This window comes from Sphingomonas echinoides ATCC 14820 (genome assembly GCF_000241465.1).
Classification (GTDB): domain Bacteria; phylum Pseudomonadota; class Alphaproteobacteria; order Sphingomonadales; family Sphingomonadaceae; genus Sphingomonas; species Sphingomonas echinoides.
Window position 1 is genome coordinate 2,823,035 of the sequence record NZ_JH584235.1, and the last position, 23,929, is coordinate 2,846,963.

Here is a 23,929-nt window from a genome sequence, read left to right on the forward strand (position 1 = left end):
GGTTAGCTGTCTCGGCTGAGCGCAGCGTAATATTGAGTAAGAACATCTGCGTCGCCAACAAGGAGTTGGTCGAGGATCGTGCGAGCCTCGACCAAGGCCAGGTTAGTGCTTGCCATTATGTACTCAATCGTGGCCAGAAGCCAAAATAGGCCCGAGGAGACGGCGTGTAACTCTTCATCGCTAACGTTCAAATCGCTCTCGGGTCGAGGGTGGGTAATGCGGTTCCGGATAGAAACCGCTTCCCGTAAATTTGACCACCCGATGGTGTTGAAATCTACAGACAGTTCTGGGCAGATTATTTGAGCTTGGGCGACAATCAATCTGATGGCAGTCGGAAGAGGGACACTCTTTGTCTGTTCAAGAATTTTGCCATTTTCTGTCACTACATATGTCTTCTCGCCTAATGCTAGATCGGCCAAAGGTGACAGGTCGTCAAAATCTCGAAGAGTTTCCCTGATGTGTTCGCGCGCAAGCCAAACCTCACCTTCTATGGCGGCTAGGCTAGCGCGCACAACGTCTCGGCGGCCTGTTTGCGTGTCATTGACGTCTAGGCGCTCGCGCGCTGCGATAACATCGCCGATCAGGGTCCTAAAGAGATGCATCGCACGATTGCGCTCGTTGGCGTTGGGCATGTTCCTATCTCACTGCCAATCAGCGCGGATAGCAAGGGTTGCCGAACCGAACGACGACCGAGTATGGCGCGACATTCGCGATCGAGGACATAATGGCAGGCCATTCCAAATATAAGAACATCATGTACCGCAAGGGCGCGCAGGATAAGAAGCGCTCGGGCATGTTTTCCAAGCTCAGCCGCGAAATCACCGTCGCCGCCAAGATGGGCTTGCCCGATCCGGACATGAACCCGCGCCTGCGCATGGCGATCAACGCCGCCAAGGCGCAGTCGATGCCCAAGGATAATATCCAGCGCGCGATCGACAAGGCGTCGAAGGGCGACACCGAGAATTACGAGGAAATCCGCTACGAAGGCTTCGGCCCCGGCGGCGTTTCGCTGATCATCGAGGCTTTGACCGACAATCGCAACCGTACCGCGACCAACGTGCGCACCGGCATGGCCAAGAATGGCGGCAATCTCGGCGCATCGGGCTCGGTCAGCCATGCGTTCGATCGGATGGGCCTGATCTCCTATCCGGCGAGTGCGGGCGATGCCGAAAAGGTGTTCGAAGCGGCGCTTGAGGCCGGCGCTGAGGACGTGCAGTCGAGCGAGGAGGGCCATGAAATCTGGACCTCGAACGAATCGCTGCACGAAGTCGTGACGGCGCTCACCCCCGTGCTGGGCGAACCCGAAGGCGCCAAGCTCGCCTGGCGGCCGCAGACCATGGTCGAAGTCAGCGAGGAAGACGCGGTAACGTTGTTCAAGCTGATCGACGTGCTCGACGACGATGACGACGTGCAGACCGTGTGGGGCAATTACGAAGTGTCCGACGCGATCCTCGAGAAACTCGGCTGACCGTCTTTCCCCTCCCGCTTGCGGGAGGGGCTAGGGGAGGGCATGTCGCTCCCGTGCTGAAATGGTCTCTCCTCTCGCCGAGCCTGTGCTCACGCGAAGCCGCAAAGCCGCGAAGCGGGATCCGGTTCGCGCGGAGGCGCGGAGGCGCGGAGGGGATGCGCCCAGCATCGACCGACACACTCCCTACGTCATGCCGGGCTCGTCCCGGCATCCACCCCGCCACCTATCCTGTGGCCGATAGTCTCGGCGATCGGTGGCCCCCGGGACAAGCCCGGGGTGACGCCGCGCGCGCGGTCCGTGAACCCTCTCCGCGCCTCCGCGTCTCCGCGCGAACCAAACCTTGCTTCGCGCCTTCGCGCCTTCGCGTGGACCCAAAACCATGCTGATCCTCGGCCTCGACCCAGGCCTCGGCATCACCGGCTGGGGCCTGATCCGCGCGGAGGGCAACCGGCTCAGCCATGTCGCCAATGGCAAGCTCAAGACCGATACCGCCGCGCCGCTTCCGCGCCGCCTCGCGCATCTCGACGCGATGTTGAGCGCGCTGCTGATCGATCACGCGCCCGATGCGTGCGCGGTCGAGGAAGTGTTCGTCAACGCCAACCCGCAATCGACGCTGAAGCTGGGGCAAGCGCGCGGCGTGGTGCTGTGCGCGGGCGCGCGCGCCGGGCTCGATGTCGGCGAATATGCCACGCGGCTCATCAAGAAGGCGGTGGTCGGCGTCGGCGGCGCTGAAAAGACGCAGGTCCATGCGATGGTCAGCCGCTTGCTGCCGGGCGTAAAGATCGACGGCCCCGATGCGGCGGACGCGCTGGCGGTGGCGATCTGCCACGCCCACCATCTGGCGAGCGCACGGCGCATCCCCTGATTGCGCGTGGCGCCCGATTTCGCTTTCCTACCCCGTCCTGTTCCGGTTACGTACCACGCGTGCCCGTTCCTTTCGCCTCCCGCTCCGCACCCGCCCGGTCGCCGTCCGCCGCCTGCCCTGCAAAAGCGTGCAGGGGGGCAAAAGAGCAGGGACGTAGTGTGGACTTTGTGGACTTCCGCGGCGATTCTGGCACCGCCCATGCCAGGAATGGGCGGTCGCGATGATCGCGCATTTGAAGGGCCGCCTCGATGCGACCGGGCTCGATCATGCAGTGGTCGATGTCGGCGGCGTCGGCTATCTCGTCGGCTGCTCGTCGCGCACGCTCGCCGCGATCGGCCCGGTCGGCGAGGCGGTGATGCTGCATACCGAGATGCTGGTCGCCGAGGATTTCATCCGCCTGGTCGGCTTCGCGACCGCTTCGGAGCGCGACTGGTTCCGCTTGCTCACCGGCGTGCAGGGGGTGGGCGCACGCGTCGCGCTGGCGATCCTGTCGGCGCTCGACCCCGCCGACCTGTCGCGCGCGATCGCGGCGCAGGACAAGGCGATGGTCGCCCGCGCCAATGGCGTGGGGCCAAAACTCGCCGAACGCATCGTGCGCGAATTGAAGGACAAGATCGGCGGCGTCGCCATCGGCAGCGCGGGCGTAACGGTGGCCCCGGTCGGCGCGGGCGGGGATGCGGTGTCGGCGCTGCTCAACCTCGGCTTCCGTCCCGCCGAAGCCAGCGGCGCGGTCGCGGCGGCGGAGGAGGAACTGGGCGGCGGCGCCACACTTGACGCGCTGGTGCGCCTCGCCCTGCGCAAGGCGGCGAAGTGACCAGCCGCCGGTGCGGGCGCTACACGATCGCCGTCGGCAAGGCCTTGCCCGCAAAGTGCGCGTCGAGATTGGCCAGCACCAGCGCCTCCATCGCCGCGCGCGCCTCGATCGTGGCGCTGCCCTGATGCGGGGCGAGCACGACCTGCGGCATCGCTTTCAGCGTATCCGGCACCCGTGGTTCGTCGGCGAACACGTCCAGGCCCGCGCCGGCGATCACGCCCTGCTCCAGCGCAACGATCAGCGCGGCTTCGTCCACCAGACTGCCGCGCGCGATATTGATCAAAACGCCACCGCGCCCCAGCCGTTCGAGCACCCCCGCATCGACACTGCTCTCCGTCGCGGCCCCGCCGGGCGCGGCGAGGATCAGCACGTCGCTCGCCTCGGCCAGCGCGGCGATGTCGGGCACGAAACGCCACGGCAGCTCCGGCTTGGCGTGGCGCGCGGTATAAAGAATTTCGCCTCCGAACGGCGCGGCCCGCCGCGCGATCGCCTGGCCGATCTTGCCCAGCCCGAAGATGCCGATCGTGCGCCCGCTTGCGCGCCGGCCGAGCGGCACGCCCCAGCCGCCGCCGCGCACCACCGCATCGTTGGCGGCCACCCGCCGCTCGACCGCCAGCCACAAGGCGATGGCGAGATCGGCGACATCCTCGGTCAGCACGTCGGGCGTGGTGGTCACGCGCACGCCGCGCGCCTTGGCCGCCGCCAGATCGATGCGATCATGCCCGACACCGTGGATCGCGACGATTTCGAGTGCGGGCAACGTGGCGATCATCGCAGCGTCGAGCCGCGTCATCCCGCCACCGACGATCGCGCGCGTCGTAACCGGCGGCGCATCGCGGTGCAGCGTGAAGCGCGCCTCCAGCGCGGCGATCAGGCTGGGTGCCAGCGGCGAGGCGACGAACAGATCGGGCAGGGCAGTCATGTCGCTCCCTTAGCCGCTGTGCCTTGCCGCGCCCAGCCACCGCGCGCTATCGCCCCATCATGACCGACGACCGCCTCCTCACCCCGGCCCGCACCGCCGAGGACGTCGACGCCGCGCTGCGCCCGAAGTCGCTCGATGATTTCGTCGGGCAGAAGGCGGCGCGCGAGAATCTGCGGATCTTCATCAGTGCGGCGCGCGCGCGCGGCGATGCGCTCGATCATGTGCTGTTCTTCGGTCCGCCGGGCCTGGGCAAGACCACGCTGGCGCAGATCGTCGCGCGCGAAATGGGCGTCGGCTTCCGCGCCACGTCCGGCCCGGTCATCGCCAAATCGGGCGATCTCGCCGCTTTGCTCACCAATCTCGAAGATGGCGACGTGCTGTTCATCGACGAGATCCACCGGCTGCAACCGGCGGTTGAGGAGGTGCTCTATCCCGCAATGGAGGACCGCGCGCTCGATCTCATGATCGGCGAGGGGCCAAGCGCGCGCTCGGTGCGGATCGATTTGCCGCGCTTCACGCTGATCGGCGCGACGACGCGGCAGGGCTTGCTCACGACACCCTTGCGCGATCGCTTCGGCATTCCGGTGCGGCTGTCTTTCTATACGGTCGAGGAATTGACCAGCGTGGTCACGCGCGCGGCGGGGCTGCTCGGTCTTGCGATTTCGCCCGATGGCGCGACCGAGGTGGCGCGGCGTTCGCGCGGCACGCCGCGCATCGCCGGGCGGTTGCTGCGGCGGGTGCGCGATTTTGCGCATGCGGCGGGGCAGATCCAAGTCGATGCGCGCGCCGCCGATGCCGCACTCAATCGGCTGGAGGTTGACCGGCTCGGGCTCGATGCGATGGACCGGCGCTATCTGATGATGATCGCCGACATTTACCGCGGCGGCCCGGTCGGCGTGGAGACGCTCGCGGCGGGCTTAAGCGAGCCGCGTGACACGGTCGAGGAAGTGATCGAGCCCTATCTCATCCAACTCGGGCTGATCGCGCGCACCGCGCGCGGGCGCTGCCTCAATGCAGGCGGGTGGAAGCATCTCGGCCTAACCCCACCCGAAGGCGCGCAGGAAAGTTTGTTTGATGTTTAGCGCTCCCCTCCCACTTGTGGGAGGGGCTGGGGGAGGGCCGTGCGGAACCGCTGCGGCCGCTTCCAACCCCTCCCGCAAGCGGGAGGGGAATAAGAAAGCGCACCCAAGCAAATCTTGTGCGCCGCACGATAGCCAAGCCCGGCAACAATCTGTTAGCCCCGCTGTATGACAGCCGCCGCCTCCGCCCGCGAAATCCTCCGCCGTCTGCACGACGTGATGGCGTCGCGCACGCCTGCGCAGGCCAAGCTCAATGCAGTGGTCAATATCGTCGGCGAGGCGATGGTGAGCGAGGTCTGCTCGATCTACCTGCTGCGCGAGGGCGTACTCGAACTCTATGCCACGCGCGGGCTGGCGCAGGAGGCGGTGCATGTCACCAAGCTGGCGCTCGGCGAAGGCCTGGTCGGCACGATCGCGCAGACCGTCGAGATGCTCAATCTCGACGAAGCGGCGAGCCATCCCGATTTCGTCCACAACCCCGAAACCGGCGAGGAGCGCTTCCGCAGCTTCGCCGGCGTGCCGATCATCCGGCGTGAACGCGCGGTGGGGGTGCTGTCGGTCCAGCATGTCGACCCGCGCAAATATGACGAGGTCGAGATCGAGGCCCTGCAGACCGTGGCGATGGTGCTGAGCGAACTCATCGCCAATGCCGAACTGGTCGATGCGAGCGGTGCCGCGACGACACGCCCGCAATCCACCGCGCCGATGCGCATCGCGGGGCTCAAGCTCGTCGACGGCATGGCGAGCGGCTATGCCGTGTTCCACCAGCCGCGCGTCCATGTCGAACATATCGTCGCCGAGGATACCGAGGTCGAGCGCCACCGCGTCTATGCCGCGTTCGACAAGATGCGCGAGCAAATCGAGCGCATCGCCGCGCAAGCCGAATTCGGCGTCGGCGGCGAGCATGAAGAGGTGCTCGAGACCTATAAGATGTTCGCCTATGACGAAGGCTGGGCGCGGCGCATCAACGAAGCGATCGATTCCGGGCTGACCGCGGAAGCGGCGATCGAGCGCGTGCAGCAGCGCACGCGGATGCGGATGCGCCAGATCGACGATCCCTTGCTCGCAGACCGGATGCACGATCTTGAGGATCTGTCGAACCGGCTGTTGCGCATCGTGTCGGGGCAAATGGGCACCGCCGCGCAAATGGGCTTGCGGCAGGATACGATCCTGATCGCGCGCAATCTGGGGCCGGCCGAACTGCTCGAATATGACCGGCGGCGCTTGAAGGGCGTGCTGCTCGAAGAAGGCTCGCTCACCGCGCATGTCACGATCGTCGCCCGCGCGATGGGCGTGCCCGTGCTCGGCCGCGTGCGCGACGTGCGGCGGCTGATCGGCGAGGGCGACCTGCTGCTGCTCGATGTGACCGCGGGCAATGTGTTCGCGCGCCCCTCGGCGGCGATGGAGGAAGCGTTCGAGACCGCGCTCGAGCTGCGCCAGAAGCGCCGCGCGGTGTTCGCTGCGCTCAAGACCGAGGCACCGGTCACCAAGGACGGCCACCGGCTGACGGTGATGGTCAATGCGGGCTTGCGCGATGACGTGTCGGCGCTCGACGTGACCGGTGCCGACGGCATCGGCCTGTTCCGTACCGAATTCCAGTTCCTCGTCTCCGCCACCTTGCCCTCGCGCGAGCGCCAGCAGCGGCTGTACCGCGACGTGCTCGATGCCGCGGGGGATCGCCCGGTGGTGTTCCGCACGGTCGATATCGGCGGCGACAAGGCGCTGCCCTATCTCAACAAGGAAGATGCCGACGAGGAGAATCCGGCGATGGGCTGGCGCGCGCTGCGCCTCGCGCTGGAGCGTGGCGGGTTGATGAAGGTCCAGGCGCGCGCGCTGCTGGAGGCTGCTGCCGGGCGCACGCTCAACGTGATGTTCCCTATGGTTAGCGAACCGTGGGAGTTTGACGAGGCGCGCGCTTTGTTCGAGGCGCAGCGCGACTGGCTGGGTGCGCGCGGCAAAAAGCTGCCGACCGAGATCCGCTATGGCGCGATGCTGGAAGTGCCGGCGCTCGCCGAACAGCTCGATTTGCTGCTGCCCAACATCTCTTTCCTGTCGGTCGGCACCAATGATCTGACGCAATTCCTGTTCGCCGCCGATCGCGCCAACCCAAAGCTCGCCGAACGTTATGACTGGCTGAGCGCCGCGATCCTGCGCTTCCTGCTCAAGCTGGTCGAGCCAACGCGGGCAGCGGGCGTGCAATTGACGGTCTGTGGCGAGATGGGCGGCCGTCCGCTCGAGGCGATGGCGCTGATCGGGCTCGGCATCGACCGCCTGTCGATCACCCCGGCAGCGGTCGGGCCGATCAAGGCGATGGTGCGCTCGCTCGATCGCGCGGCGTTGACGGCGCATATGGTGGCGCTGCTCAAGGCCCCTCCGCGCGATATGCGCGGCGCGCTTTTGGCCTGGGCGACCGAAAACGGCGTTGAACTGGCGTGATCGGGCGATGGAGGATGCGACAGGGCGTTGACTTGTCTGCCCCCCTTTGTGAGACACGATTGCAGGGCAGGACAGAGATTGGGCCGCACCCATCCTGCCGGAGAGACGCATGACCGATCCGTTACCGTCCGAAGAGGCGACGCTCTTCCCCAAGACTGCCGGGGAAAAGCTGCGCGAAGCGCGCGAGGCGCAGGGCCTGTCCCTCGCCGAGATCGCGGCGCGGACGCGCGTGCCGGTGCGCCAGCTCGAGGCGATCGAACTCGGCAATTATGCGACCTTGCCCTCGATCACCTATTCGGTCGGTTTCGCCAAGGCCTATGCCCGCGCGGTCGGGATCGACGAAGTTGCGATCGCGCGCGAGGTGCGCGGTGCCAGCGATCAGCCCAATGCGGTGCGCCGCACCGAATATGAAGCCTATAAGATCGACGAGCCCTCGCGCGTGCCCACGCGGGGACTGGCCATCGCGACCTTGTTGGTGGCGATCGTGCTGCTGGTTGGGGTCGGGGTGTTTTACGGCACCAACCTGTTTCACGGTGAGGAGAGCGTTCTGCCAGCGCCCGCTGCGGAACCAAGCGCGGCGGTTGCGACTGCGCCGGCGGCAACGCCCGCCGCTGCCGCACCGACGGGCGCAGTGGTGCTGACCGCGACCGACGAAGTCTGGCTGAAAGTGTATGACAAGGCCGGAAAGACCTTGTTCATCGGCACGATGAAGGCCGGGGATACCTATGCGGTGCCCGGCGATGCTGTCGGCCCGATGATCAATGTCGGGCGGCCCGATAAATTGCAGGTGACGGTGGGCGGAACGCAGGTCGCGCCGCTTGGCGATGGCAAGGTTGCGATCAAGGACGTCCCGATCGACGCGGCGACGCTCGGTGCGCGCGGCGCGGCACAGCCTGATCAGGGTGTGGCGGCATCCCCGACGCCCCCCGCGCCAACGCGTGCGGCGTCGCGGAGCACGGCAAGCCCCGCCGCGCATCGCGATCGCGCGGGTTCGGCCTCGGTCGAGCCGCCGCTCAATATCGCTGCACCCGCTCCCGTCGCCCCGGAGCCGACTGGGCCCACGCCGGGCGCGACGCCGAAACCATGATCGTCTGCGCAATGGCGATGTTCGTTGCGCGATTTTTATTTACACCGGGGGGTGTCGAATGCGCACTTATCTGATCTCTGCACTGGTCGTGGCTGGAACAGCCCTGGCCCCCCAACCCGCGTTTGCCCAGCGCACGACCGGCGCTGCAATTGAGGGTCGGGTGGACCGGCTCGAAGGCGAGATGCGCGCGGTGCAGCGCAAGGTGTTTCCGGGCGGAAGCGGGCAATATGTCCAGCCCGAGAACCAGCCCACCAACCCGGACACGATCCTGTCGGGCTCGCCCACCAGCCCGGTCGCGGACCTGACCGCGCGCGTCGATTCGCTGGAAACGCAGTTGCGCGGCATGACCGCACAGATCGAGACCAATCAGCATCGCCTGCAACTGGTCGAGGGGCGACTGAAGACGCTCGAAGCCAATGCAGCGGCTGCGGCTGCCGCAGCGGCGGCCGCAGCAGAGCCCGCACCGATCCAGTCGCCCGGTGCGGACGATCGCCCCACTCCGGTACGCCCCGCAGCGGACCGGCCCTCCGACAAACCGACGGCGGCCAGGCCAGCCCCGACCAAGGGCGGCGTGACTCCGCCGCCGGTCGTGCGGACCGTTGCAGCGAAGGACCCCGAACGCGGGGCGAAGCTCGCCGCGATCGATCGGCCGGACACGGGGGACGCTGCCGAAGACACTTATCTCTACGGCTATCGGCTGTGGGCGGCCAAGCTCTACCCCGAGGCCGAGGCGCAGTTCACCATCGTCACCACCAAATTCCCGACCCACAAGCGCGCGAGCTATGCGCAGAATCTGCTGGGCCGGTCGTATCTGGAAGATGGCAAGCCGTCGCTCGCCAGCCTTGCCTTTTACGACAATTACAAGAAGTGGCCCGATGGCGACCGCGCGCCCGAAAGCCTTTATTATCTGGCCCAGGCATTGGTGAAACTGGACAAGCCCGCCGCACAAGTGTGCAAGGTCTATACCGAGCTTACGCGGACTTACGGTGCCAAGGTCGATGCCGACCCCAAGATGAAGGCCGGCGTCGCCAAGGGCCGCGCGGCGGCCAATTGTTCGTGAGATGAGCATGCTCGACCGGGCAGCGGTCGAGCGGTTCGGCGGTGATCTTGCGCAGGTGCTGGGCGGTGTGGTCCCGCCCGATGCGCCGATCGCGCTGGCGGTGTCGGGCGGGCCCGACAGCATGGCGATGCTCGCGCTCGCCGCGGCGGCCTTTCCGGGGCAAGTCCATGCCGCCACGGTCGATCACTGCTTGCGCGCCGCCGCTGCTGCGGAGGCGCGGATGGTTGCCGATTGGTGTGTCGACGCTGGCGTGCCGCACACCACGCTGGTGGTGGCAGAGCCGATTGGCAGCGCGTCGGTACAGGCGCGCGCGCGGGCGGTACGCTATGATTTGCTGGTACGCTGGGCGGTTGAGATCGGCGCGCGCTGCCTTGCCACTGCGCACCATGCCGACGATCAGGCCGAAACCTTCCTGATGCGCGCGGCACGCGGGTCGGGTGTCGCCGGGCTGGCGGGCATCCGAGCCCGACACCGCCGCGCAATCGACCTTGTTCGCCCCTTGCTCGGCTGGCGCGTATCCGAGTTGCGGGCGTTGGCGGTGGCGGCGGCGGTGCCCTTCGTCGATGACCCCAGCAATGCCGACCCGCATTATGACCGCACGCGGTTTCGCGCGCTGCTGCGGGACACGCCGTGGCTTGATGCCGCGCAGCTCGCACGCGCGGCGGCGTATGTCGCCGAGGCGGATGCGACGCTGCGCGAGATCGAGGCGTGGCTATGGACGACGCGCAAGGTCACGCCCGAACGGATTGACGATCCTGACCTGCAAAGCTGGCTCGATTTGTCCGATCTGCCGCGTGAGGTGCAACGCCGGATGTGCCGTTCCGCGATCCATTCGGTGCGTGCGGCCAATGGTATCCTCCGTCCAATTTTCGACGACTCGACCAATATCGAACCGCTGCTGGACGCGCTCTTGGCGGGCACGACCGCGACTCAGGGCGGAATCATGGTGTCGGTGCGGGGAAAAGTGTGGCGTTTTGCCCCACAACCACCGCGTCGCTCGCTCTGATCGACGAATTTGCTTGGCACATTCCATTGCCATTAATCCGCACGCGCCTATCTTGAGAGATCGAGAAAGGTACGTTTCCGCATGAACGACAACGACAAGCAGCCCGGCTCCGACACTGGCGGGCCCAACCCGTGGATGAAGTCGCTGCTCATCTGGGTTGGCATCCTCGTCGCGCTGGCACTGTTCGTCGCGCTGATCGGCAATCGCGAGCCCGGCGCGGCCGCCGCGCAGATCCCCTATTCGGCCTTCCTCGACAAGGTCGAGAGCGGTGCCGTGCATGATGTGAACATCGCCGGCGAAGTCGTCACGGGCACGTATAACGACACCACCAAATTCCGCACCTTCGCGCCGCAGGACCCGCGCCTGACCGATCGACTGCGCGAAAAGGGCGTGGTGATCAGCGCCAAGCCCGAAGAGGGCGCGCCGATCTGGCAGATCCTGCTGGTCAATTCGCTGCCCTTCTTCCTGTTCCTCGGTCTTGGCTATTTCGTGCTGCGCCAGATGCAGAAGAATACTGGCTCGGGCGCGATGGGCTTCGGCAAGAGCCGCGCCAAGATGCTGACGCAGAAGGAAGGCCGCGTAACCTTCGATGATGTCGCCGGCATCGACGAAGCGCGCGAGGAATTGCAGGAGATCGTCGAGTTCCTCAAGGACCCGACCAAGTTTGCGCGCCTTGGCGGCAAGATCCCCAAGGGCGCGCTGCTGGTCGGCTCGCCTGGCACCGGCAAGACGCTGCTGGCCCGCGCGATTGCTGGTGAGGCGGGCGTGCCGTTCTTCACCATTTCGGGCTCGGATTTCGTCGAGATGTTCGTTGGCGTCGGTGCCAGCCGTGTGCGCGACATGTTCGAACAGGCCAAGAAGTCCGCCCCGTGCATCGTCTTCATCGACGAAATCGACGCGGTCGGCCGCCATCGTGGTGCTGGCCTCGGCAATGGCAATGACGAGCGCGAACAGACGCTCAACCAGTTGCTGGTCGAGATGGACGGTTTCGAGGCGAACGAGGGCATTATCATCATTGCCGCCACCAACCGACCGGACGTGCTCGACCCAGCCTTGCTACGTCCGGGCCGGTTCGATCGCCAGGTCGTCGTGCCCCGGCCCGACATTGAAGGCCGCGTGAAGATCCTCGAAGTGCATATGAAGAAGGTGCCGCTGGCCCCAGACGTCGATGCGCGCGTCATCGCGCGCGGTACGCCCGGCTTCTCGGGTGCCGATCTCGCCAATCTGGTCAATGAGGCTGCTCTGCTGGCGGCGCGCAAGGGCAAGCGGCTGGTCGCGATGAGCGAGTTTGAGGAAGCCAAGGACAAGGTGATGATGGGCGCCGAACGGCGCTCGATGGTGATGACCGACGAAGAAAAGCGCATGACCGCCTATCACGAGGCCGGCCATGCGATCGTCTCGATCCACGAAGCGGCATCTGATCCGATCCACAAGGCGACGATCATCCCGCGCGGTCGCGCGCTGGGCATGGTGATGCGCCTGCCGGAGCGCGATTCGTACAGCTATCACCGTGACAAGATGTACGCGAACCTTGCGGTGTCGATGGGCGGGCGCGTCGCCGAGGAAGTGATCTTCGGCTATGACAAAGTGTCGTCGGGCGCGTCGTCGGACATTCAATATGCCACCGGCCTGGCGCGCGACATGGTCACCAAATGGGGCATGTCCGATAAGGTCGGCCCGGTCGAATATGCCCAGCCCGAAGGCGAATCCTTCCTTGGCTATTCGAATTCGCAGCCGGTGCGCATGTCCAACCAGACCGCGCAACTGATTGACGATGAGATCAAGGCGATCGTCCAGGGCGGGCTCGACCGCGCCAAGCATCTCCTGACCGAGCATATCGACCAGCTGCACTTGCTGGCCGGTGCCTTGCTCGAATATGAGACGCTGTCGGGTGACGAAATCCTGAAGCTCGTCGCCGAGGGCAGCATCAGCCGCGACGATGGCCCCAAATCGCCATCGGTGCCGGGGGCGGGCACGTCGATCCCCAAGACGCGCAAGCCCAAGGGCGGCAGCGGCTTCGGTAACCCGGCACCCGCCGGGGCCTGACGTTCCGCTCTCCGAGGCAAGAAAAGGCCGCGTCCGACATATCGGACGCGGCCTTTTTCCTGTGCTGCGGGATCGGGTGGCGACCGAGCGGAGGGCTATTCCATCAAGCCCATAACAAGCAGCATCGCGACGAAGGCGAGCAACGCGACCCAGGCGAAGATCAGCAAAGCGACCGTGCGCCACAGCGCCGATCGCTTGCGCAGGCCATAAGCACCGCGCAATTGCGCGAACATATGGACAGGAGGGATGATCAGCGCCGCGCGCTCGATCAGCCAGTACGATACCCCCGCGCTCGACAGCAGCGTCAGCGCGACCACCAGCATCATCATGAAGGCGATCGAATAGGTCACGAAGATCGCATGGTCGTACATCTGGAAGCGCCGCCGCCACAGAAACAGCAAGGCCACGAACGGCGTTGAGATCGGGATCAGCGCCCAGCTATATTTATACGCGCTCGATTGCAGCTTGTAGAGCACCAGCCCCGGATTCTCCCTCGCCTTGGCCAGCCCCTTGTCGAGCGCGTGCCAACTGGTGTGGACGTCGTCGAAGCTGAGCGGGATGTCCTGCGCGGCCTTGCCCGACATCACATTGCGCGCTGCGGTGAGCGAGGTCATATCGTCCTTCACCTCAGCGATTTTCTCCGCCGCGCCGGGGGCATTGGGCGTCGCTTGCAGCTCGGCGAGCTGCGCTTTGCCCTTGGCGAGGTTCGCGTCGATGTTCTCGACTGCCTTGGCGCGCGCCTCGGGTGGCATGCCGACGCCGCCTTCCCCGGCAAGCGCGTGGATCGTCGCGAACATCAGGAACACCGAAAACAGGAACAGCGCCAGCGGCGAGACGAAGCGCGCGCGCTCGCCGGCAATGTAGCGCCGCGTCAGCGCGCCGGGGTGGAATGCCAGCATCGGCAAGGTGCGCCAGATCTTGCCTTCAAAGTGGAAGACGCCGTGGAGCAGATCATGCCCGATCGAATGAAGCGAGCGGTGGACATGCCCCGCCTGACCGCAGGCGTGGCAGAAATCGCCCTGCAGCGACGTTCCGCAATTCAGGCAAAGCCCATGCTCATGGGCGCGATGGACGACCTCGCCAGCATGCGGCTCGGCCACACGGCCAACCAGCATGCCCGTTGCGATATCGCCCGCTGCCCCGATTTCCCCCGACATGGGGCCAAGCATAGCAGCGGCTTTTGCGAATGCGATAGCTTTTGCGGGAGGCCATATGCTCGTGATACCGCCTGTGTCATGACCGATGCCACGACTCTGCTCGCCGACATGACCAACCGCGCCCGCGTCGCCGCCCGCACGCTGGCGACGCTGCCGACCGCGACCAAGGCGGCTGCGCTCCGCGCGGCCGCACAGGCGCTGCGCGATGCCGCGCCGCAGATCCTTTCCGCCAATGCTTCCGATATGGCCAAGGCAACAGAAGCGGGGCTGTCGAATGCGATGCTCGACCGGCTGAAGCTCGATGCCGGGCGCGTGGCGGCGATGGCCGATGGCGTTACTGCCGTTGCAGGCCTGGCCGATCCGGTCGGCGCGATCATTGATGAGCGCGAGCGCCCCAACGGCTTGCGTCTGCGCCGCGTGCGCGTGCCGATTGGCGTGATCGGCATCATCTATGAAAGCCGTCCGAACGTGACCGCCGATGCCGCCGCACTCGCGGTGATGGCGGGCAACGCCGTCATCCTGCGCGGGGGCTCCGAAGCGATTGAGAGCAACCGCGCGATCCACGCCGCGCTCGTCGCGGGCCTGGTGGCGGCAGGCATTCCGGCCGATGCCGCGCAATTGGTGCCGACCACTGACCGTGCCGCCGTCGGTGCGATGCTGGCGGCGGACGGAGCATCGGGCGCCGGTGCGATCGACTTGATCGTTCCGCGCGGCGGCAAGGGGCTGGTCGCGCGCGTCCAGGCGGAAGCGCGCGTGCCCGTGCTCGCGCATCTCGACGGCATCAACCACATCTATGTCGATGCCTCGGCCGATCCCGCGATGGCGCGCGCGATCGTGGTCGACGCCAAGATGCGGCGCACCGGGGTGTGCGGGGCGATGGAAACGTTGCTGATCGATCGCGCTTATCCCGATCCGGTGGGGCTGGTCTCCGCTTTGCGCGACGCCGGGTGCGAGGTGCGCGGTGGCCCCGGCTTGCGCGCGCTGGTGCCTGATCTCGTGCCGACGACCGATATGGATTGGGATACCGAATATCTCGAGGCGATCGCCTCGGCGGGTCTGGTCGACGGGCTGGAAGGGGCATTGCGCTTCATCGCGCGGCACAGCTCGCACCACACCGACGCGATCGTCGCCGCCGACGAAAGTGTCGCGACGCGCTTCCTGGCCGAAGTCGACAGCGCGATCGTGCTGTGGAACGCGTCGACGCAATTTGCCGATGGCGGGGAGTTCGGATTGGGTGCCGAAATCGGGATCGCTACCGGACGGTTGCACGCACGCGGGCCGGTCGCACTGGAAGGGCTGACCACCTACAAATGGGTTGGCTATGGCACCGGGCAGGTGCGCGGTTGAAGACGCCGACACGGACGCGCATCGGTATTCTCGGCGGTTCGTTCAATCCAGCGCATGCGGGGCACCGCGCGATCAGCCTGGCGGCGCTCGACGCGCTCGCGCTCGATGAAGTGTGGTGGCTGGTGTCGCCGGGCAACCCGTTGAAGGAGAAGAGCGGCGACATGGCCCCGTTCGCCGCGCGCTTCGCCTCGGCCACGCGCGTCGCGCGGCACGCGCCGATCCGGGTGAGCGCGATCGAACAGCATCTCGGCACGCGCTACACCGTCGACACCGTCACCAAATTGCGGCGAATCTACCCCAAGAAGCAGTTCATCTGGCTGATGGGATCGGACAATCTCGCGCAGTTCCACCAGTGGAAAGGGTGGCGCCGGATCGCGCGTGAGGTTCCGATTGCGGTTATCGCGCGTCCGGGGTATGAACATGCTGCTCTCGCGGCTCCCGCGATGGGCTGGTTGCGGCGCGCACGTCGGCCCGCACACCAGGCGAAGAACTGGACGCAGTGGAGATTGCCGGCACTCGTGCTGTTGCGCTTCCGCCCCGACCCGCACTCCGCGACGCAGCTTCGTGCTGCCGACCCCGCCTGGCAGCGGCATTTCCTGCCAGATGAACCGTCTCCACCTTCTGCATAGGAATCGTCTTGGCCTCATCTTCTCCTGTTTATCGCGCGTCCGAACCCGATGAGGTCGAGGCGCTGCATCGGCTCGTGCTCGCGTCGCTCGACGACGATCAGGCGGTCGACACCATCTCGATCCCGCTTGCGGGCAAATCGAGCATTGCGGATTACATGGTCATCGCCAGCGGGCGGTCGACCCGTCAGGTCGCGTCGATGGCGCAGAAGCTCGCCGAAAAGATCAAGGGTGAGCTTGGCCGCCCGACCCGCATCGAAGGCTTGCCGACCGCGGATTGGGTGCTGCTCGATGCCGGTGACGTGATCGTGCATCTGTTCCGCCCCGAAGTGCGCACCTTCTACAATCTCGAACGGATGTGGGCGTTTGGCGATGCGCCGACGCCGCCGGTCGTGCCGCCGGTCGAGGGTTGATCGCAATATCTTCTGCCTCCCCGGCCTTCGCCGGGGAAGTCGTGGGCTAAGACATCTCGCAACGGAGTAACCAATGCTGCTCCACATCGTCGCCCGTGGTCGGATCGGGCGCGGGCCGGAGGCCGAATTGGTCGAGCGCTATGTCAAACGGCTGGCCTGGCCGTTTAAAATGACCGAACTGCCCGATACCGGCGGCAAGATGCCCCCGGTCGAGCCTGGCACCCGCGTGGTGATGCTTGATGAGACGGGGCAGGTGCTGCCCTCGCGCGACCTTGCCGCGAAGCTGGAGAAGTGGCGCGATGGCGGGGTGCGCGAGGCGCGCTTTCTGATCGGGGCGGCGGATGGCTTTGACGATGCGCAGCGCGCCGAAGCCGATGTGCTGCTGAGCTTCGGGCGGGCGACCTGGCCGCATTTGCTGGCGCGCGCGATGCTGGCGGAACAATTGTACCGTGCGACCAGCATTCTCGCCAACCATCCTTATCACCGCGAGGGGTAAGATGCGCGGGCGGGGTTTTTTGATCGGGGCGGTGGCACTGGCGGGTGCGAGTGTGGCACCGGCGCAGGATACTGCCGACCAACGCCAGCGACTGGCCGAGGCCAAGGCGCAATCGGCTGCCGCTGCTGCGCGGTCGGCCGGGCTGGAACGCGCCGCCGCCATCGAACGCAATCAGGCTGCCCAAGCCCGCGCCCAAGAAGCCGCCGTCGCGGCCCGCATTCAACAGGCCGAGGCCGATATCGCCGCCGGGCAAGCACGGATCGCGATCATCGACACGTTGCTGGCCGACCAGCGCGCGCGCCTCGCCGTGAAACAAGCGCCGGTCGCGCGGCTGATGGCGGCGCTGCAGTCGCTCGCGCGGCGTCCCGCCGTCATCAGCATGGTCCAGCCTGGCTCAGTCGATGATCTCGTCCACGTTCGCGCGGTGCTGTCCAGCACGCTGCCGGTCATCCGCGCGCGCACCGCCGACGTCCGCGCCGATCTGGCCCAGACGCGCGCGCTGCAGGAGCAAGCCGCGCTGGCGACGCGGGCGCTGGCCGAAAGTCGCGCGCGGCTGGAGGCACAACGGCTCGCGCTGACGCGGTTGGAGGCCGAGCACCGCTTGCGCTCGCGTACCCTTGGGCGCGACGCGCTGTTCGAATCCGACCGGGCGATCGCGCTTGGCGAAAAGGCGCGCGACATTGTCGATTCGATGGACACGATCGGCAATCAGGCGGCGACGCGCGAGAGCCTGCAATCGCTGCCGGGGCCGTTGCCGCGCCCGCCACGGCCCGGCGAAGCCGCCGCGCCGATTGACCCGATGCATTGGTCGAACGCGGCCCCGCCCTATCGCCTGCCGGTCCAGGGCAAAATCGTGACCGGGCTTGGCGAAGTGTCGGCGGCGGGCGTGCGGTCGCGCGGGCTGACGCTGGCACCGCTCGCGGGGGCGCAAGTCGTCGCGCCCGCCGCCGGACGCATCGCCTTTGCCGGGCCGTTTCGCGATTATGGGGCGATCGTCATCATCGATCATGGCGGCGGCTGGACGTCGCTGGTGGCCGGGCTCGCCAGTGTGAGCGTACGGATCGGCGAGGCGGTCGGGCAGGGCGCGCCGATCGGTCAGGCCCAGCGCGGTGAGGCTCCGCGCGTGACGGTCGAGCTAAGGCGGCGCGATCGCGCGGTGGACATGACCGCGCTGATCGGCTGAGTCACGCTGCGTTCAGGGCGACCATGCTTTGCTCTGCGACGAAACCCCGCTACGGTGTGGCGATACCCTCTTGCTCGTACGAGTATCGAAACGATGTCGCGCTTCACCACCTCGCTGTTTCAGGCCTCCGCGATTGCCGCGGTGCTGGCCATTGTGCCGATCGGCACCAGCGCAATGGCGGCGGTCGACACCGGCACGTACCGCGAAATGTCGGTGTTCCTCGACGTGTTCAACCGCGTGAAGGCGGAATATGTCGACAAGGTCGACGATAAGGTGCTGGTCAAGGGCGCGATCCAGGGAATGCTCGCCGCGCTCGATCCGCACAGCGCGTATGAGACCGGGCTCGATTACGACAATCTCAAGATCCAGACGATGGGCAGCTATGGCGGCCTTGGCCTCACCGTCACGATGGAGGATGGCGCGGTCAAGGTGATGTCGCCACAGCCCGATGCTCCGGGCGCGCGCGCCGGGATCAAGTCGGGCGACTATATCACCCATATCGACGGCAAATTGATCTTTGGCGACTCACTGGATGAATCGATCCAGAAGATGCGCGGTGCGCCGGGCACCAAGGTCGCGCTGACGCTGCTGCGTCCAGGCCGCGACAAGCCGATCCAGGTGACTTTGGTGCGCGAAAAGATCGTGCAGAAGCCAGTCAAATGGAGCGTCAAGGACGGCGTTGGGGTCATCACCATCACCGCCTTTTCGGAACATACCGGCGAAGCGGTGACGGGCGCGATCCGCGGCATCGTCAAGCAGCTCGGTCACGATCCGCTCGGCTATATCATTGATCTGCGCGACAATGGCGGTGGCTTGCGCGACGAATCGATCGCGGTTGCCGACAATTTCCTCAGCAGCGGTGAAATCGTCTCGCAGCGTGGGCGCGACAAGGCCGATATCGAGCCGTTCTACGCCGAATCCTATGTGAAAGGCGATCTCGCGCATGGCGTGCCGATCATCGTGCTGACCAACGCCGGCACCGCATCGGCCTCCGAAATCGTCGCGGGCGCGCTGCAGGATCATCACCGCGCGCTGGTGATGGGCGAACGCTCGTTCGGCAAGGGATCGGTGCAGACGGTGATCGATCTTGGCGACAATGCCGCGCTGCGCTTGACCACCTCGCGTTATTATACCCCGTCCGGCCGATCGGTGCAGGAGGGCGGGATCGAGCCCGATATCGCGGTGCCGCAGCTTTCCGACCCCGATTACAAATCGCGGCCCGTGTTCCGCGAGGATGATTTGCGGCGGCATCTCATCAACGAAGTGAAGGCCAATAACGGCGCGCTGGAGGAAGACGGCAAGGTCGATCCGCGCTTTGCCGCGACCGCGGACGAGCTGAAAGCCAAGGGGGTCGATGACTTTCAGCTGAGCTATGCGCTGAAGACGCTCGCGCGGCTGTCGTCCACCCAATCCGTGACGGCGGCGAAGTAAGCGATGATCCGGGACCGTTTTCGCGCCGCGCGTTTGCTGGCATTGCTGATCCCGCTGGCGTTGCTCGGCGGGGCGCTGGCCTTTCAATATATCGGCAAGCTCTATCCGTGCGAGATGTGCTGGTGGCAGCGGTATCCGCATATCGTGGCCCTGGTGCTGGCGGCGCTTGCGTTTGTGGTGCCGGGACGCGTGGCGCAGACCGCGCTCGTCGGGCTGGCGGCGTTGGCAATTCTGGTCAGCGGCCTGATCGGGGTTTATCATGCCGGGGTCGAATATCATTGGTGGGCGGGCGTCACCGCTTGCACTTCGACGGTATCGGGGCCGATCACGCTCGACAGCATCATGAACGCGCCGATCATTCGCTGCGACGTGGCGCAGTGGACGTTGTTCCATGTCTCGCTCGCCGGGTACAATGCGCTCTTTTCGAGTGTCGGCGCGCTCACCATCTTTGCGCTGATGCGGAGGAAGGCCGCATGACTCGCTGGAAACCCGGCGATCCGAAGCGCGCGACCGCAGCGATGGTACGGGTCGATCAAGCGGGCGAATATGGCGCGACGCGGATCTATGCGGGGCAGCTGGCGGTGCTGGGCGATCGCAGCCCGGCGGCGCGCGCGGTTGCGGGCATGGCCAATCAGGAGGAGCGCCACCGCGCGTTCTTCGATTCGATGATGGCGCGGCGCAGTGTGCGGCCAACCGTGCTGCAGCCGTTCTGGGATGTGGCCGGTTTTGCGCTCGGCGCGGTGACGGCGGCGATGGGCCCTGAAGCCGCGATGGCGTGCACCGCTGCCGTAGAAACCGAGATCGACAAGCATTATGCCGAGCAGCTCGATGTGCTAGGGGACAGCGATCCGGAGCTTTCCGCCGCCATCCGCGATTTTCAGGCCGAAGAGGTCGAACATCGCGAAACGGCGCTGGCGGCGGGTGCGGAAAACGCTGTTGGATATCCGCTGCTCAGCGCGGTCATCCGGCTGGGCTGCAAGGTCGCCATCGCGACCGCGAAACGGATTTGACGGGAGACAGGATCATGGCGAACCTGACGACGAAGACAGTGTTGGCGGCGACGGTGCTAAGCGGACTTGGCATGGGGGCCATCGCGCCCACGCCGCTTGCCGCGCAGAATGTGCCGGTGCCGACGCTGGTGATCTACGGCACGCAAAAGTGCCCGACCGATGCCGACGGCAATGAAATCGTGGTGTGCGTTCGCCGCAAGCCCGGCGAGCAGTTCCGTATCCCCAAGGAATTGCGCGAACTGAAGGTCACGCCCGAAAATGAAAGCTGGGCATCGCGCGCGGCGGCCAGTGACCGGGTCGGCGCATCGGGCATCGGCAGTTGTTCGACAGTTGGTCCCGGCGGGTCGACCGGCTGCTTCGCGCAGGCCGGGCGCACCTACAAGCGGGAAAAGCAGGAAGCCAAAGCCGACCAACGCGCCATCGAAGCCTCGCTGCCGTGATCGTTTGAGCGTGCAAGGGGGTGGCATGGCGCGCGGGAACGTCCTGACACGCGACAAGATGACAAAGCCGCTCGCGGCCGATGCTTATGAGAAAGTTCTCGCCATCGCCGCGTTGGCGTTGTTCGGGACCATCATGGTCGCGCTCGCCAAGGGGTATCCAAGGTGGGGCGGGGTGCCGCTCGTCATCTGGGGCCATCTCGTCACGGTGATGCTGGCGCTGGTGCTGACGCCGGTGATGCTGCTGCGGCCCCGCGGGGACAGGCCGCACCGGATCCTGGGCATGATTTGGGTCGTCGCCATGGTCCTGACGGCGGTTGAATCCTTTTTTGTGCGCTCCACCAATCACGGGCGTTTCAGCGTCATCCATATCATTTCGGCCTATGTCGTGATCGCCGCACCCTTGCTCTGGTGGAGCGCGCGCAACCACCGGATCGCCTCGCACCGGCGGCAAGTGCGCGGGATGGTGACGGGTGCACTGCTGATTGCGGGCTTTTTCACACTCCCGTTCGGGCGCTTGCTTGGCCGATGGCTGTTCGCCTGATTTCATGAGCGAGCCTAACACGACCGTTCGCGCTCCGCATGCGTCGGCGCTCCTGCTGTTCGCGCTCGTGTGGCTGTCGTGCGTGTGGTTCGGCTCGTTCGAGCTCAACCCCAATAACGCCACGCGCCTGTTTGGCGCGCTCGCGCTGGTCGAGCGCGGCGAGGCGACGATCGATCGTTACGAGACGCTGACGATCGACAAGGCGCAGTTCGAGACCAAGACCGGCACCCATTATTATATGGATAAAGCGCCGGGCATGACGCTGATGGCGGCCCCGGTGGTTTGGGCGGCCGATCGCCTGGCGGGCGCGCAATCCTATGATGAAGTGATCGACATCACCAATCTCCGGCTCGCCAATTTCCTGCGGCTGCGCTTGTGGCTGGCGGTGGCATTCGGGTCGGCGCTGTTGACGGCCTTTGCGACGGTGCTGCTGTTCGATTTCGGCACTGGCCTCACCGGCAGCCCGGCCGCCGGGCTGTTTGCGGCGCTGGGGTATGCCTTGGGGTCGGTGATATGGGGCTGGTCGACCACGATGTTCGGCCATGCCTCGGTCGCGGCGCTGTTTCTGATCGCGACCTGGGCGATCTGGCGTGGCACGTCGGGCGCGACGGAGCTTGGCCGCTGGCGCTATCCGGTGATGGCCGGGTTGGCGCTTGGCTGGGGGGTTGCGGTGGAATTTCAGGCGGCCTTGGGCGGCCTTGCCATCGGGCTATGGGCCTTGTGGCGCAGCCGGTCGGCGGTGTGGCCGATGCGGTGGCGATTGCATGCGCTGGCGGTTGCGTCTGCGGTGGTCGCGGTGCTGCCGATGCTGGCCTATAATCAGTTCGCGTTCGGGACGCCGTTCATGACCGGCTATCGCGGCGTGGTCGGGTTTAGTGGGATGAATCAGGGGCTGTTCGGGCTGACCTACCCAAAACCGGAAGCGCTGCTGGGCATCACGCTTGGCCTGCGGCGCGGCCTGATGTGGGTGGCACCGGCGCTCGTGATGGGCGGGGTGGGTGTGGTCTATTGGCTGCGCGACCGTCGGACTCGCGACCTCGGCATCTTGGCGGTTGGTGTGATCGGGATCGTGCTCTTGCTCAACGCCTCCTACGCCTATTGGGACGGTGGCGCTTCAACCGGGCCGCGCCATTCGGTGCCGGCCATTCCCTTTCTGGCGCTTGGTCTCGCGCCGTTCTGGGCCTCGCTGCGGTCGCGTGCGGCCAAGCGTGCGGCGGCGGCGCTGCTCGGGCTGTCGATGATCCTCAATCTGGTCATCGCATCGACCGACATTTTCGCACCGGAAAACATGGCGACGCCGGTATGGACGCGCAATTTTGTCGGCCTGTTCGCGCACGGCAAGTTCAACACGCTGGCCAATGTCTATTGGGGCTGGCAGCCTTGGTTCGGCTTTGCCTTATATCTCGACGTCGCGTTGCCGATGCTGGGGCTGATCCTGTGGTGGACACGGGCCGCAGAGCGCGACCGGCGGCTCGCGCCGTCAGTATAAACGCCCGCCATTGGGCACGGGGAGGGTGGGTTGCACCAGCACGACCTCGCCCTCCGCATCGGGAAAGCCCAGCGTCAGCACTTCGGACAGGACCGGGCCGATCTGGCGCGGTGGAAAGTTCACCACCGCCGCCACCTGCTGCCCCGGTAATTCCTCCAGCGTGTAGCGCTTGGTAATCTGCGCCGAGGAGCGTTTGATCCCGATCTCCGGCCCGAAATCGATCTTCAACCGATAGGCGGGTTTGCGCGCCTCCGGGAAGGGCAAGGCCTCGACGATCGTCCCGACGCGAATGTCGAGCTTCAGGAAATCGTCGAAGGTGACGCGCTCAGAAATCGACATCGTCATAGTGCCTTGGAGGAACGATCCCTTCCATCCGCTCGGACAGTAACGGGCGGAAGCTCGGGCGGCTCTTGAACCCGCGGTACCATTTTGCGGTCTGTTCGTGATTCTTCCAGTCGATCCCGCCGAGATAATCGGCGACCGAAATCTGCGCCGCGGCGGCAAGGTCGGCCAGACTCATCGTCGATCCTGCCATCCAATTATGATGGTCGAGCAGATAATCGGTATAATCGAGGTGCCGCACCGCCGCCTTCATCGCATCGCGCAGCTTGCGCGCGTCGGGCGGCTCCTTGGTGACCAGCCGCTTTTCCATGCGTTCGTGCAGCAGCGGTGCCACGATATCGGCGAAGAATTGCGAATCGAACCAGGCCACCAGACGGCGGATTTCGGCGCGGTTGACGGCGGTGCCGTTGAGCATCGCGTTCTTCTCGACGGTTTCCTCAAGATATTCGCAAATCGCCATCGAATCCATCAGGCGGATGCTGCGCTGCTTGTCCGTCATCACCGGCACCTGGCCCGCCGGGTTCATGTCGAGGAATTCGTCGCGCTGCTCCCACGGGTTTTCGCGGATGAGCTCGCAGCCGACGCCCTTTTCCCCCAGCAGCAGGCGCACCTTGCGCGAAAACGGGCAGAGCGGGAATTGAAAGAGTTGCCACATAGGCCCGTCGTAGAAG

The 23,929-nt window shown here is 65.9% G+C and carries 25 protein-coding genes; 20 read left to right on the plus strand and 5 right to left on the minus strand.

Translation table 11 applies throughout. From position 1 onward, the window contains the following. Window positions 1-2: 2 nt before the first annotated feature. Window positions 3-632, minus strand: coding sequence for a hypothetical protein (locus ON00_RS13245; RefSeq protein ID WP_010406478.1), 630 nt, complete (start codon window positions 630-632; stop codon window positions 3-5). 92 nt (window positions 633-724) lie between these two features. Here ON00_RS13245 and ON00_RS13250 point away from each other — a divergent pair, with 92 nt between their 5' ends. The 3 genes from ON00_RS13250 to ruvA all read left to right on the plus strand — a co-directional run bounded on the left by ON00_RS13250 (window position 725) and on the right by ruvA (window position 3,147). Next, complete coding sequence (locus ON00_RS13250; protein ID WP_010406479.1) at window positions 725-1,468, plus strand: YebC/PmpR family DNA-binding transcriptional regulator; 744 nt, start codon at window positions 725-727, stop codon at window positions 1,466-1,468. Window positions 1,469-1,847: 379 nt separating this feature from the next. Beyond that, window positions 1,848-2,333, plus strand: a complete 486-nt coding sequence (ruvC, locus tag ON00_RS13255; protein WP_010406480.1) for a crossover junction endodeoxyribonuclease RuvC — start codon at window positions 1,848-1,850, stop codon at window positions 2,331-2,333. Window positions 2,334-2,553: 220 nt separating this feature from the next. Next, the gene (ruvA, locus tag ON00_RS13260; RefSeq protein ID WP_010406482.1) at window positions 2,554-3,147 is read left to right on the plus strand and encodes a Holliday junction branch migration protein RuvA; all 594 of its coding nucleotides are present in this window, start codon (window positions 2,554-2,556) and stop codon (window positions 3,145-3,147) included. A 19-nt stretch (window positions 3,148-3,166) separates the two neighbouring features. On the opposite strand, the gene ON00_RS13265 is transcribed toward ruvA, so the two are convergent. Then, window positions 3,167-4,069, minus strand: coding sequence for a 2-hydroxyacid dehydrogenase (locus tag ON00_RS13265; RefSeq protein WP_010406484.1), 903 nt, complete (start codon window positions 4,067-4,069; stop codon window positions 3,167-3,169). Between the two features lie 59 nt (window positions 4,070-4,128). Here ON00_RS13265 and ruvB point away from each other — a divergent pair, with 59 nt between their 5' ends. The 6 genes from ruvB to ftsH all read left to right on the plus strand — a co-directional run bounded on the left by ruvB (window position 4,129) and on the right by ftsH (window position 12,783). Further along, window positions 4,129-5,151, plus strand: a complete 1,023-nt coding sequence (gene ruvB, locus ON00_RS13270) for a Holliday junction branch migration DNA helicase RuvB (RefSeq protein WP_010406486.1) — start codon at window positions 4,129-4,131, stop codon at window positions 5,149-5,151. A gap of 165 nt (window positions 5,152-5,316) precedes the next feature. Further along, complete coding sequence (ptsP, locus tag ON00_RS13275; RefSeq protein ID WP_010406487.1) at window positions 5,317-7,584, plus strand: phosphoenolpyruvate--protein phosphotransferase; 2,268 nt, start codon at window positions 5,317-5,319, stop codon at window positions 7,582-7,584. A 109-nt stretch (window positions 7,585-7,693) separates the two neighbouring features. Continuing rightward, window positions 7,694-8,671 carry a helix-turn-helix domain-containing protein gene (locus tag ON00_RS13280; protein WP_010406490.1) on the plus strand — a complete coding sequence of 326 codons (978 nt, stop codon included), beginning with the start codon at window positions 7,694-7,696 and terminating at the stop codon, window positions 8,669-8,671. Window positions 8,672-8,729: 58 nt separating this feature from the next. Beyond that, window positions 8,730-9,731, plus strand: a complete 1,002-nt coding sequence (locus tag ON00_RS13285; RefSeq protein WP_010406492.1) for a tetratricopeptide repeat protein — start codon at window positions 8,730-8,732, stop codon at window positions 9,729-9,731. A 7-nt stretch (window positions 9,732-9,738) separates the two neighbouring features. Continuing rightward, complete coding sequence (tilS, locus tag ON00_RS13290; RefSeq protein WP_010406493.1) at window positions 9,739-10,737, plus strand: tRNA lysidine(34) synthetase TilS; 999 nt, start codon at window positions 9,739-9,741, stop codon at window positions 10,735-10,737. Between the two features lie 81 nt (window positions 10,738-10,818). Next, complete coding sequence (gene ftsH / locus ON00_RS13295; protein WP_010406494.1) at window positions 10,819-12,783, plus strand: ATP-dependent zinc metalloprotease FtsH; 1,965 nt, start codon at window positions 10,819-10,821, stop codon at window positions 12,781-12,783. A 95-nt stretch (window positions 12,784-12,878) separates the two neighbouring features. Here ftsH and ON00_RS13300 read toward each other — a convergent pair whose 3' ends face one another. After that, window positions 12,879-13,952 (minus strand): DUF3667 domain-containing protein, encoded by a 1,074-nt coding sequence (locus tag ON00_RS13300; RefSeq protein ID WP_010406495.1) that lies wholly within the window; start codon window positions 13,950-13,952, stop codon window positions 12,879-12,881. Window positions 13,953-14,018: 66 nt separating this feature from the next. Between ON00_RS13300 and ON00_RS13305 the strand changes: the two genes are divergently transcribed. From ON00_RS13305 to ON00_RS13355, 11 genes are all read left to right on the plus strand, one after another. Beyond that, window positions 14,019-15,287, plus strand: a complete 1,269-nt coding sequence (locus ON00_RS13305) for a glutamate-5-semialdehyde dehydrogenase (RefSeq protein WP_010406496.1) — start codon at window positions 14,019-14,021, stop codon at window positions 15,285-15,287. After that, window positions 15,251-15,916, plus strand: a complete 666-nt coding sequence (locus ON00_RS13310; RefSeq protein ID WP_050810920.1) for a nicotinate-nucleotide adenylyltransferase — start codon at window positions 15,251-15,253, stop codon at window positions 15,914-15,916. The genes ON00_RS13305 and ON00_RS13310 overlap by 37 nt, the downstream gene beginning before the upstream one ends. 8 nt (window positions 15,917-15,924) lie before the next feature. Beyond that, complete coding sequence (gene rsfS / locus ON00_RS13315; protein WP_010406499.1) at window positions 15,925-16,326, plus strand: ribosome silencing factor; 402 nt, start codon at window positions 15,925-15,927, stop codon at window positions 16,324-16,326. Window positions 16,327-16,399: 73 nt separating this feature from the next. Next, window positions 16,400-16,822, plus strand: a complete 423-nt coding sequence (locus ON00_RS13320; protein ID WP_010406500.1) for a 23S rRNA (pseudouridine(1915)-N(3))-methyltransferase RlmH — start codon at window positions 16,400-16,402, stop codon at window positions 16,820-16,822. 1 nt (window position 16,823) lies between these two features. Beyond that, window positions 16,824-18,005 carry a murein hydrolase activator EnvC family protein gene (locus tag ON00_RS13325; RefSeq protein WP_010406501.1) on the plus strand — a complete coding sequence of 394 codons (1,182 nt, stop codon included), beginning with the start codon at window positions 16,824-16,826 and terminating at the stop codon, window positions 18,003-18,005. 93 nt (window positions 18,006-18,098) lie between these two features. Further along, complete coding sequence (locus ON00_RS13330; RefSeq protein WP_010406502.1) at window positions 18,099-19,436, plus strand: S41 family peptidase; 1,338 nt, start codon at window positions 18,099-18,101, stop codon at window positions 19,434-19,436. Window positions 19,437-19,439: 3 nt separating this feature from the next. Further along, window positions 19,440-19,913 (plus strand): disulfide bond formation protein B, encoded by a 474-nt coding sequence (locus ON00_RS13335; RefSeq protein ID WP_010406503.1) that lies wholly within the window; start codon window positions 19,440-19,442, stop codon window positions 19,911-19,913. Further along, window positions 19,910-20,446 (plus strand): demethoxyubiquinone hydroxylase family protein, encoded by a 537-nt coding sequence (locus ON00_RS13340; protein WP_010406504.1) that lies wholly within the window; start codon window positions 19,910-19,912, stop codon window positions 20,444-20,446. The genes ON00_RS13335 and ON00_RS13340 overlap by 4 nt, the downstream gene beginning before the upstream one ends. A 14-nt stretch (window positions 20,447-20,460) precedes the next feature. Next, window positions 20,461-20,886, plus strand: coding sequence for a hypothetical protein (locus tag ON00_RS13345; RefSeq protein ID WP_010406505.1), 426 nt, complete (start codon window positions 20,461-20,463; stop codon window positions 20,884-20,886). Between the two features lie 25 nt (window positions 20,887-20,911). Then, window positions 20,912-21,427: a DUF2306 domain-containing protein gene (locus ON00_RS13350; protein WP_010406506.1), complete on the plus strand. Its 516-nt coding sequence runs from the start codon at window positions 20,912-20,914 to the stop codon at window positions 21,425-21,427. A 4-nt stretch (window positions 21,428-21,431) separates the two neighbouring features. Then, window positions 21,432-22,916, plus strand: a complete 1,485-nt coding sequence (locus tag ON00_RS13355; RefSeq protein WP_010406508.1) for a hypothetical protein — start codon at window positions 21,432-21,434, stop codon at window positions 22,914-22,916. Here the strand turns inward: ON00_RS13355 and ON00_RS13360 are convergent. Next, the gene (locus tag ON00_RS13360) at window positions 22,908-23,255 is read right to left on the minus strand and encodes a tRNA-binding protein (protein WP_010406510.1); all 348 of its coding nucleotides are present in this window, start codon (window positions 23,253-23,255) and stop codon (window positions 22,908-22,910) included. The genes ON00_RS13355 and ON00_RS13360 overlap by 9 nt on opposite strands. Then, window positions 23,242-23,913: a glutathione S-transferase family protein gene (locus tag ON00_RS13365; RefSeq protein WP_010406512.1), complete on the minus strand. Its 672-nt coding sequence runs from the start codon at window positions 23,911-23,913 to the stop codon at window positions 23,242-23,244. Before ON00_RS13365 ends, ON00_RS13360 begins: the two co-directional genes overlap by 14 nt. Window positions 23,914-23,929: the final 16 nt, after the last annotated feature.

Excerpts from the sequence above, each read along its gene's own strand:
- ON00_RS13345 (WP_010406505.1), top strand. The coding sequence starts at position 20,461 with ATGGCGAACCTGACGACGAAGACAGTGTTGGCGGCGACGGTGCTAAGC.
- ON00_RS13320 (WP_010406500.1), top strand. The coding sequence starts at position 16,400 with ATGCTGCTCCACATCGTCGCCCGTGGTCGGATCGGGCGCGGGCCGGAG.
- tilS (WP_010406493.1), top strand. The coding sequence starts at position 9,739 with ATGCTCGACCGGGCAGCGGTCGAGCGGTTCGGCGGTGATCTTGCGCAG.
- ON00_RS13245 (WP_010406478.1), bottom strand. The coding sequence starts at position 632 with ATGCCCAACGCCAACGAGCGCAATCGTGCGATGCATCTCTTTAGGACC.
- ON00_RS13300 (WP_010406495.1), bottom strand. The coding sequence starts at position 13,952 with ATGCTTGGCCCCATGTCGGGGGAAATCGGGGCAGCGGGCGATATCGCA.
- ON00_RS13265 (WP_010406484.1), bottom strand. The coding sequence starts at position 4,069 with ATGACTGCCCTGCCCGATCTGTTCGTCGCCTCGCCGCTGGCACCCAGC.
- ftsH (WP_010406494.1), top strand. The coding sequence starts at position 10,819 with ATGAACGACAACGACAAGCAGCCCGGCTCCGACACTGGCGGGCCCAAC.
- ON00_RS13310 (WP_050810920.1), top strand. The coding sequence starts at position 15,251 with ATGGGTTGGCTATGGCACCGGGCAGGTGCGCGGTTGAAGACGCCGACA.
- ON00_RS13325 (WP_010406501.1), top strand. The coding sequence starts at position 16,824 with ATGCGCGGGCGGGGTTTTTTGATCGGGGCGGTGGCACTGGCGGGTGCG.
- ON00_RS13350 (WP_010406506.1), top strand. The coding sequence starts at position 20,912 with ATGGCGCGCGGGAACGTCCTGACACGCGACAAGATGACAAAGCCGCTC.
- ON00_RS13330 (WP_010406502.1), top strand. The coding sequence starts at position 18,099 with ATGTCGCGCTTCACCACCTCGCTGTTTCAGGCCTCCGCGATTGCCGCG.
- ON00_RS13340 (WP_010406504.1), top strand. The coding sequence starts at position 19,910 with ATGACTCGCTGGAAACCCGGCGATCCGAAGCGCGCGACCGCAGCGATG.
- ON00_RS13250 (WP_010406479.1), top strand. The coding sequence starts at position 725 with ATGGCAGGCCATTCCAAATATAAGAACATCATGTACCGCAAGGGCGCG.
- ON00_RS13365 (WP_010406512.1), bottom strand. The coding sequence starts at position 23,913 with ATGTGGCAACTCTTTCAATTCCCGCTCTGCCCGTTTTCGCGCAAGGTG.
- ruvC (WP_010406480.1), top strand. The coding sequence starts at position 1,848 with ATGCTGATCCTCGGCCTCGACCCAGGCCTCGGCATCACCGGCTGGGGC.
- ON00_RS13280 (WP_010406490.1), top strand. The coding sequence starts at position 7,694 with ATGACCGATCCGTTACCGTCCGAAGAGGCGACGCTCTTCCCCAAGACT.
- ON00_RS13360 (WP_010406510.1), bottom strand. The coding sequence starts at position 23,255 with ATGTCGATTTCTGAGCGCGTCACCTTCGACGATTTCCTGAAGCTCGAC.
- ruvA (WP_010406482.1), top strand. The coding sequence starts at position 2,554 with ATGATCGCGCATTTGAAGGGCCGCCTCGATGCGACCGGGCTCGATCAT.
- ptsP (WP_010406487.1), top strand. The coding sequence starts at position 5,317 with ATGACAGCCGCCGCCTCCGCCCGCGAAATCCTCCGCCGTCTGCACGAC.
- ON00_RS13285 (WP_010406492.1), top strand. The coding sequence starts at position 8,730 with ATGCGCACTTATCTGATCTCTGCACTGGTCGTGGCTGGAACAGCCCTG.
- ON00_RS13305 (WP_010406496.1), top strand. The coding sequence starts at position 14,019 with ATGACCGATGCCACGACTCTGCTCGCCGACATGACCAACCGCGCCCGC.
- ruvB (WP_010406486.1), top strand. The coding sequence starts at position 4,129 with ATGACCGACGACCGCCTCCTCACCCCGGCCCGCACCGCCGAGGACGTC.
- ON00_RS13355 (WP_010406508.1), top strand. The coding sequence starts at position 21,432 with ATGAGCGAGCCTAACACGACCGTTCGCGCTCCGCATGCGTCGGCGCTC.
- ON00_RS13335 (WP_010406503.1), top strand. The coding sequence starts at position 19,440 with ATGATCCGGGACCGTTTTCGCGCCGCGCGTTTGCTGGCATTGCTGATC.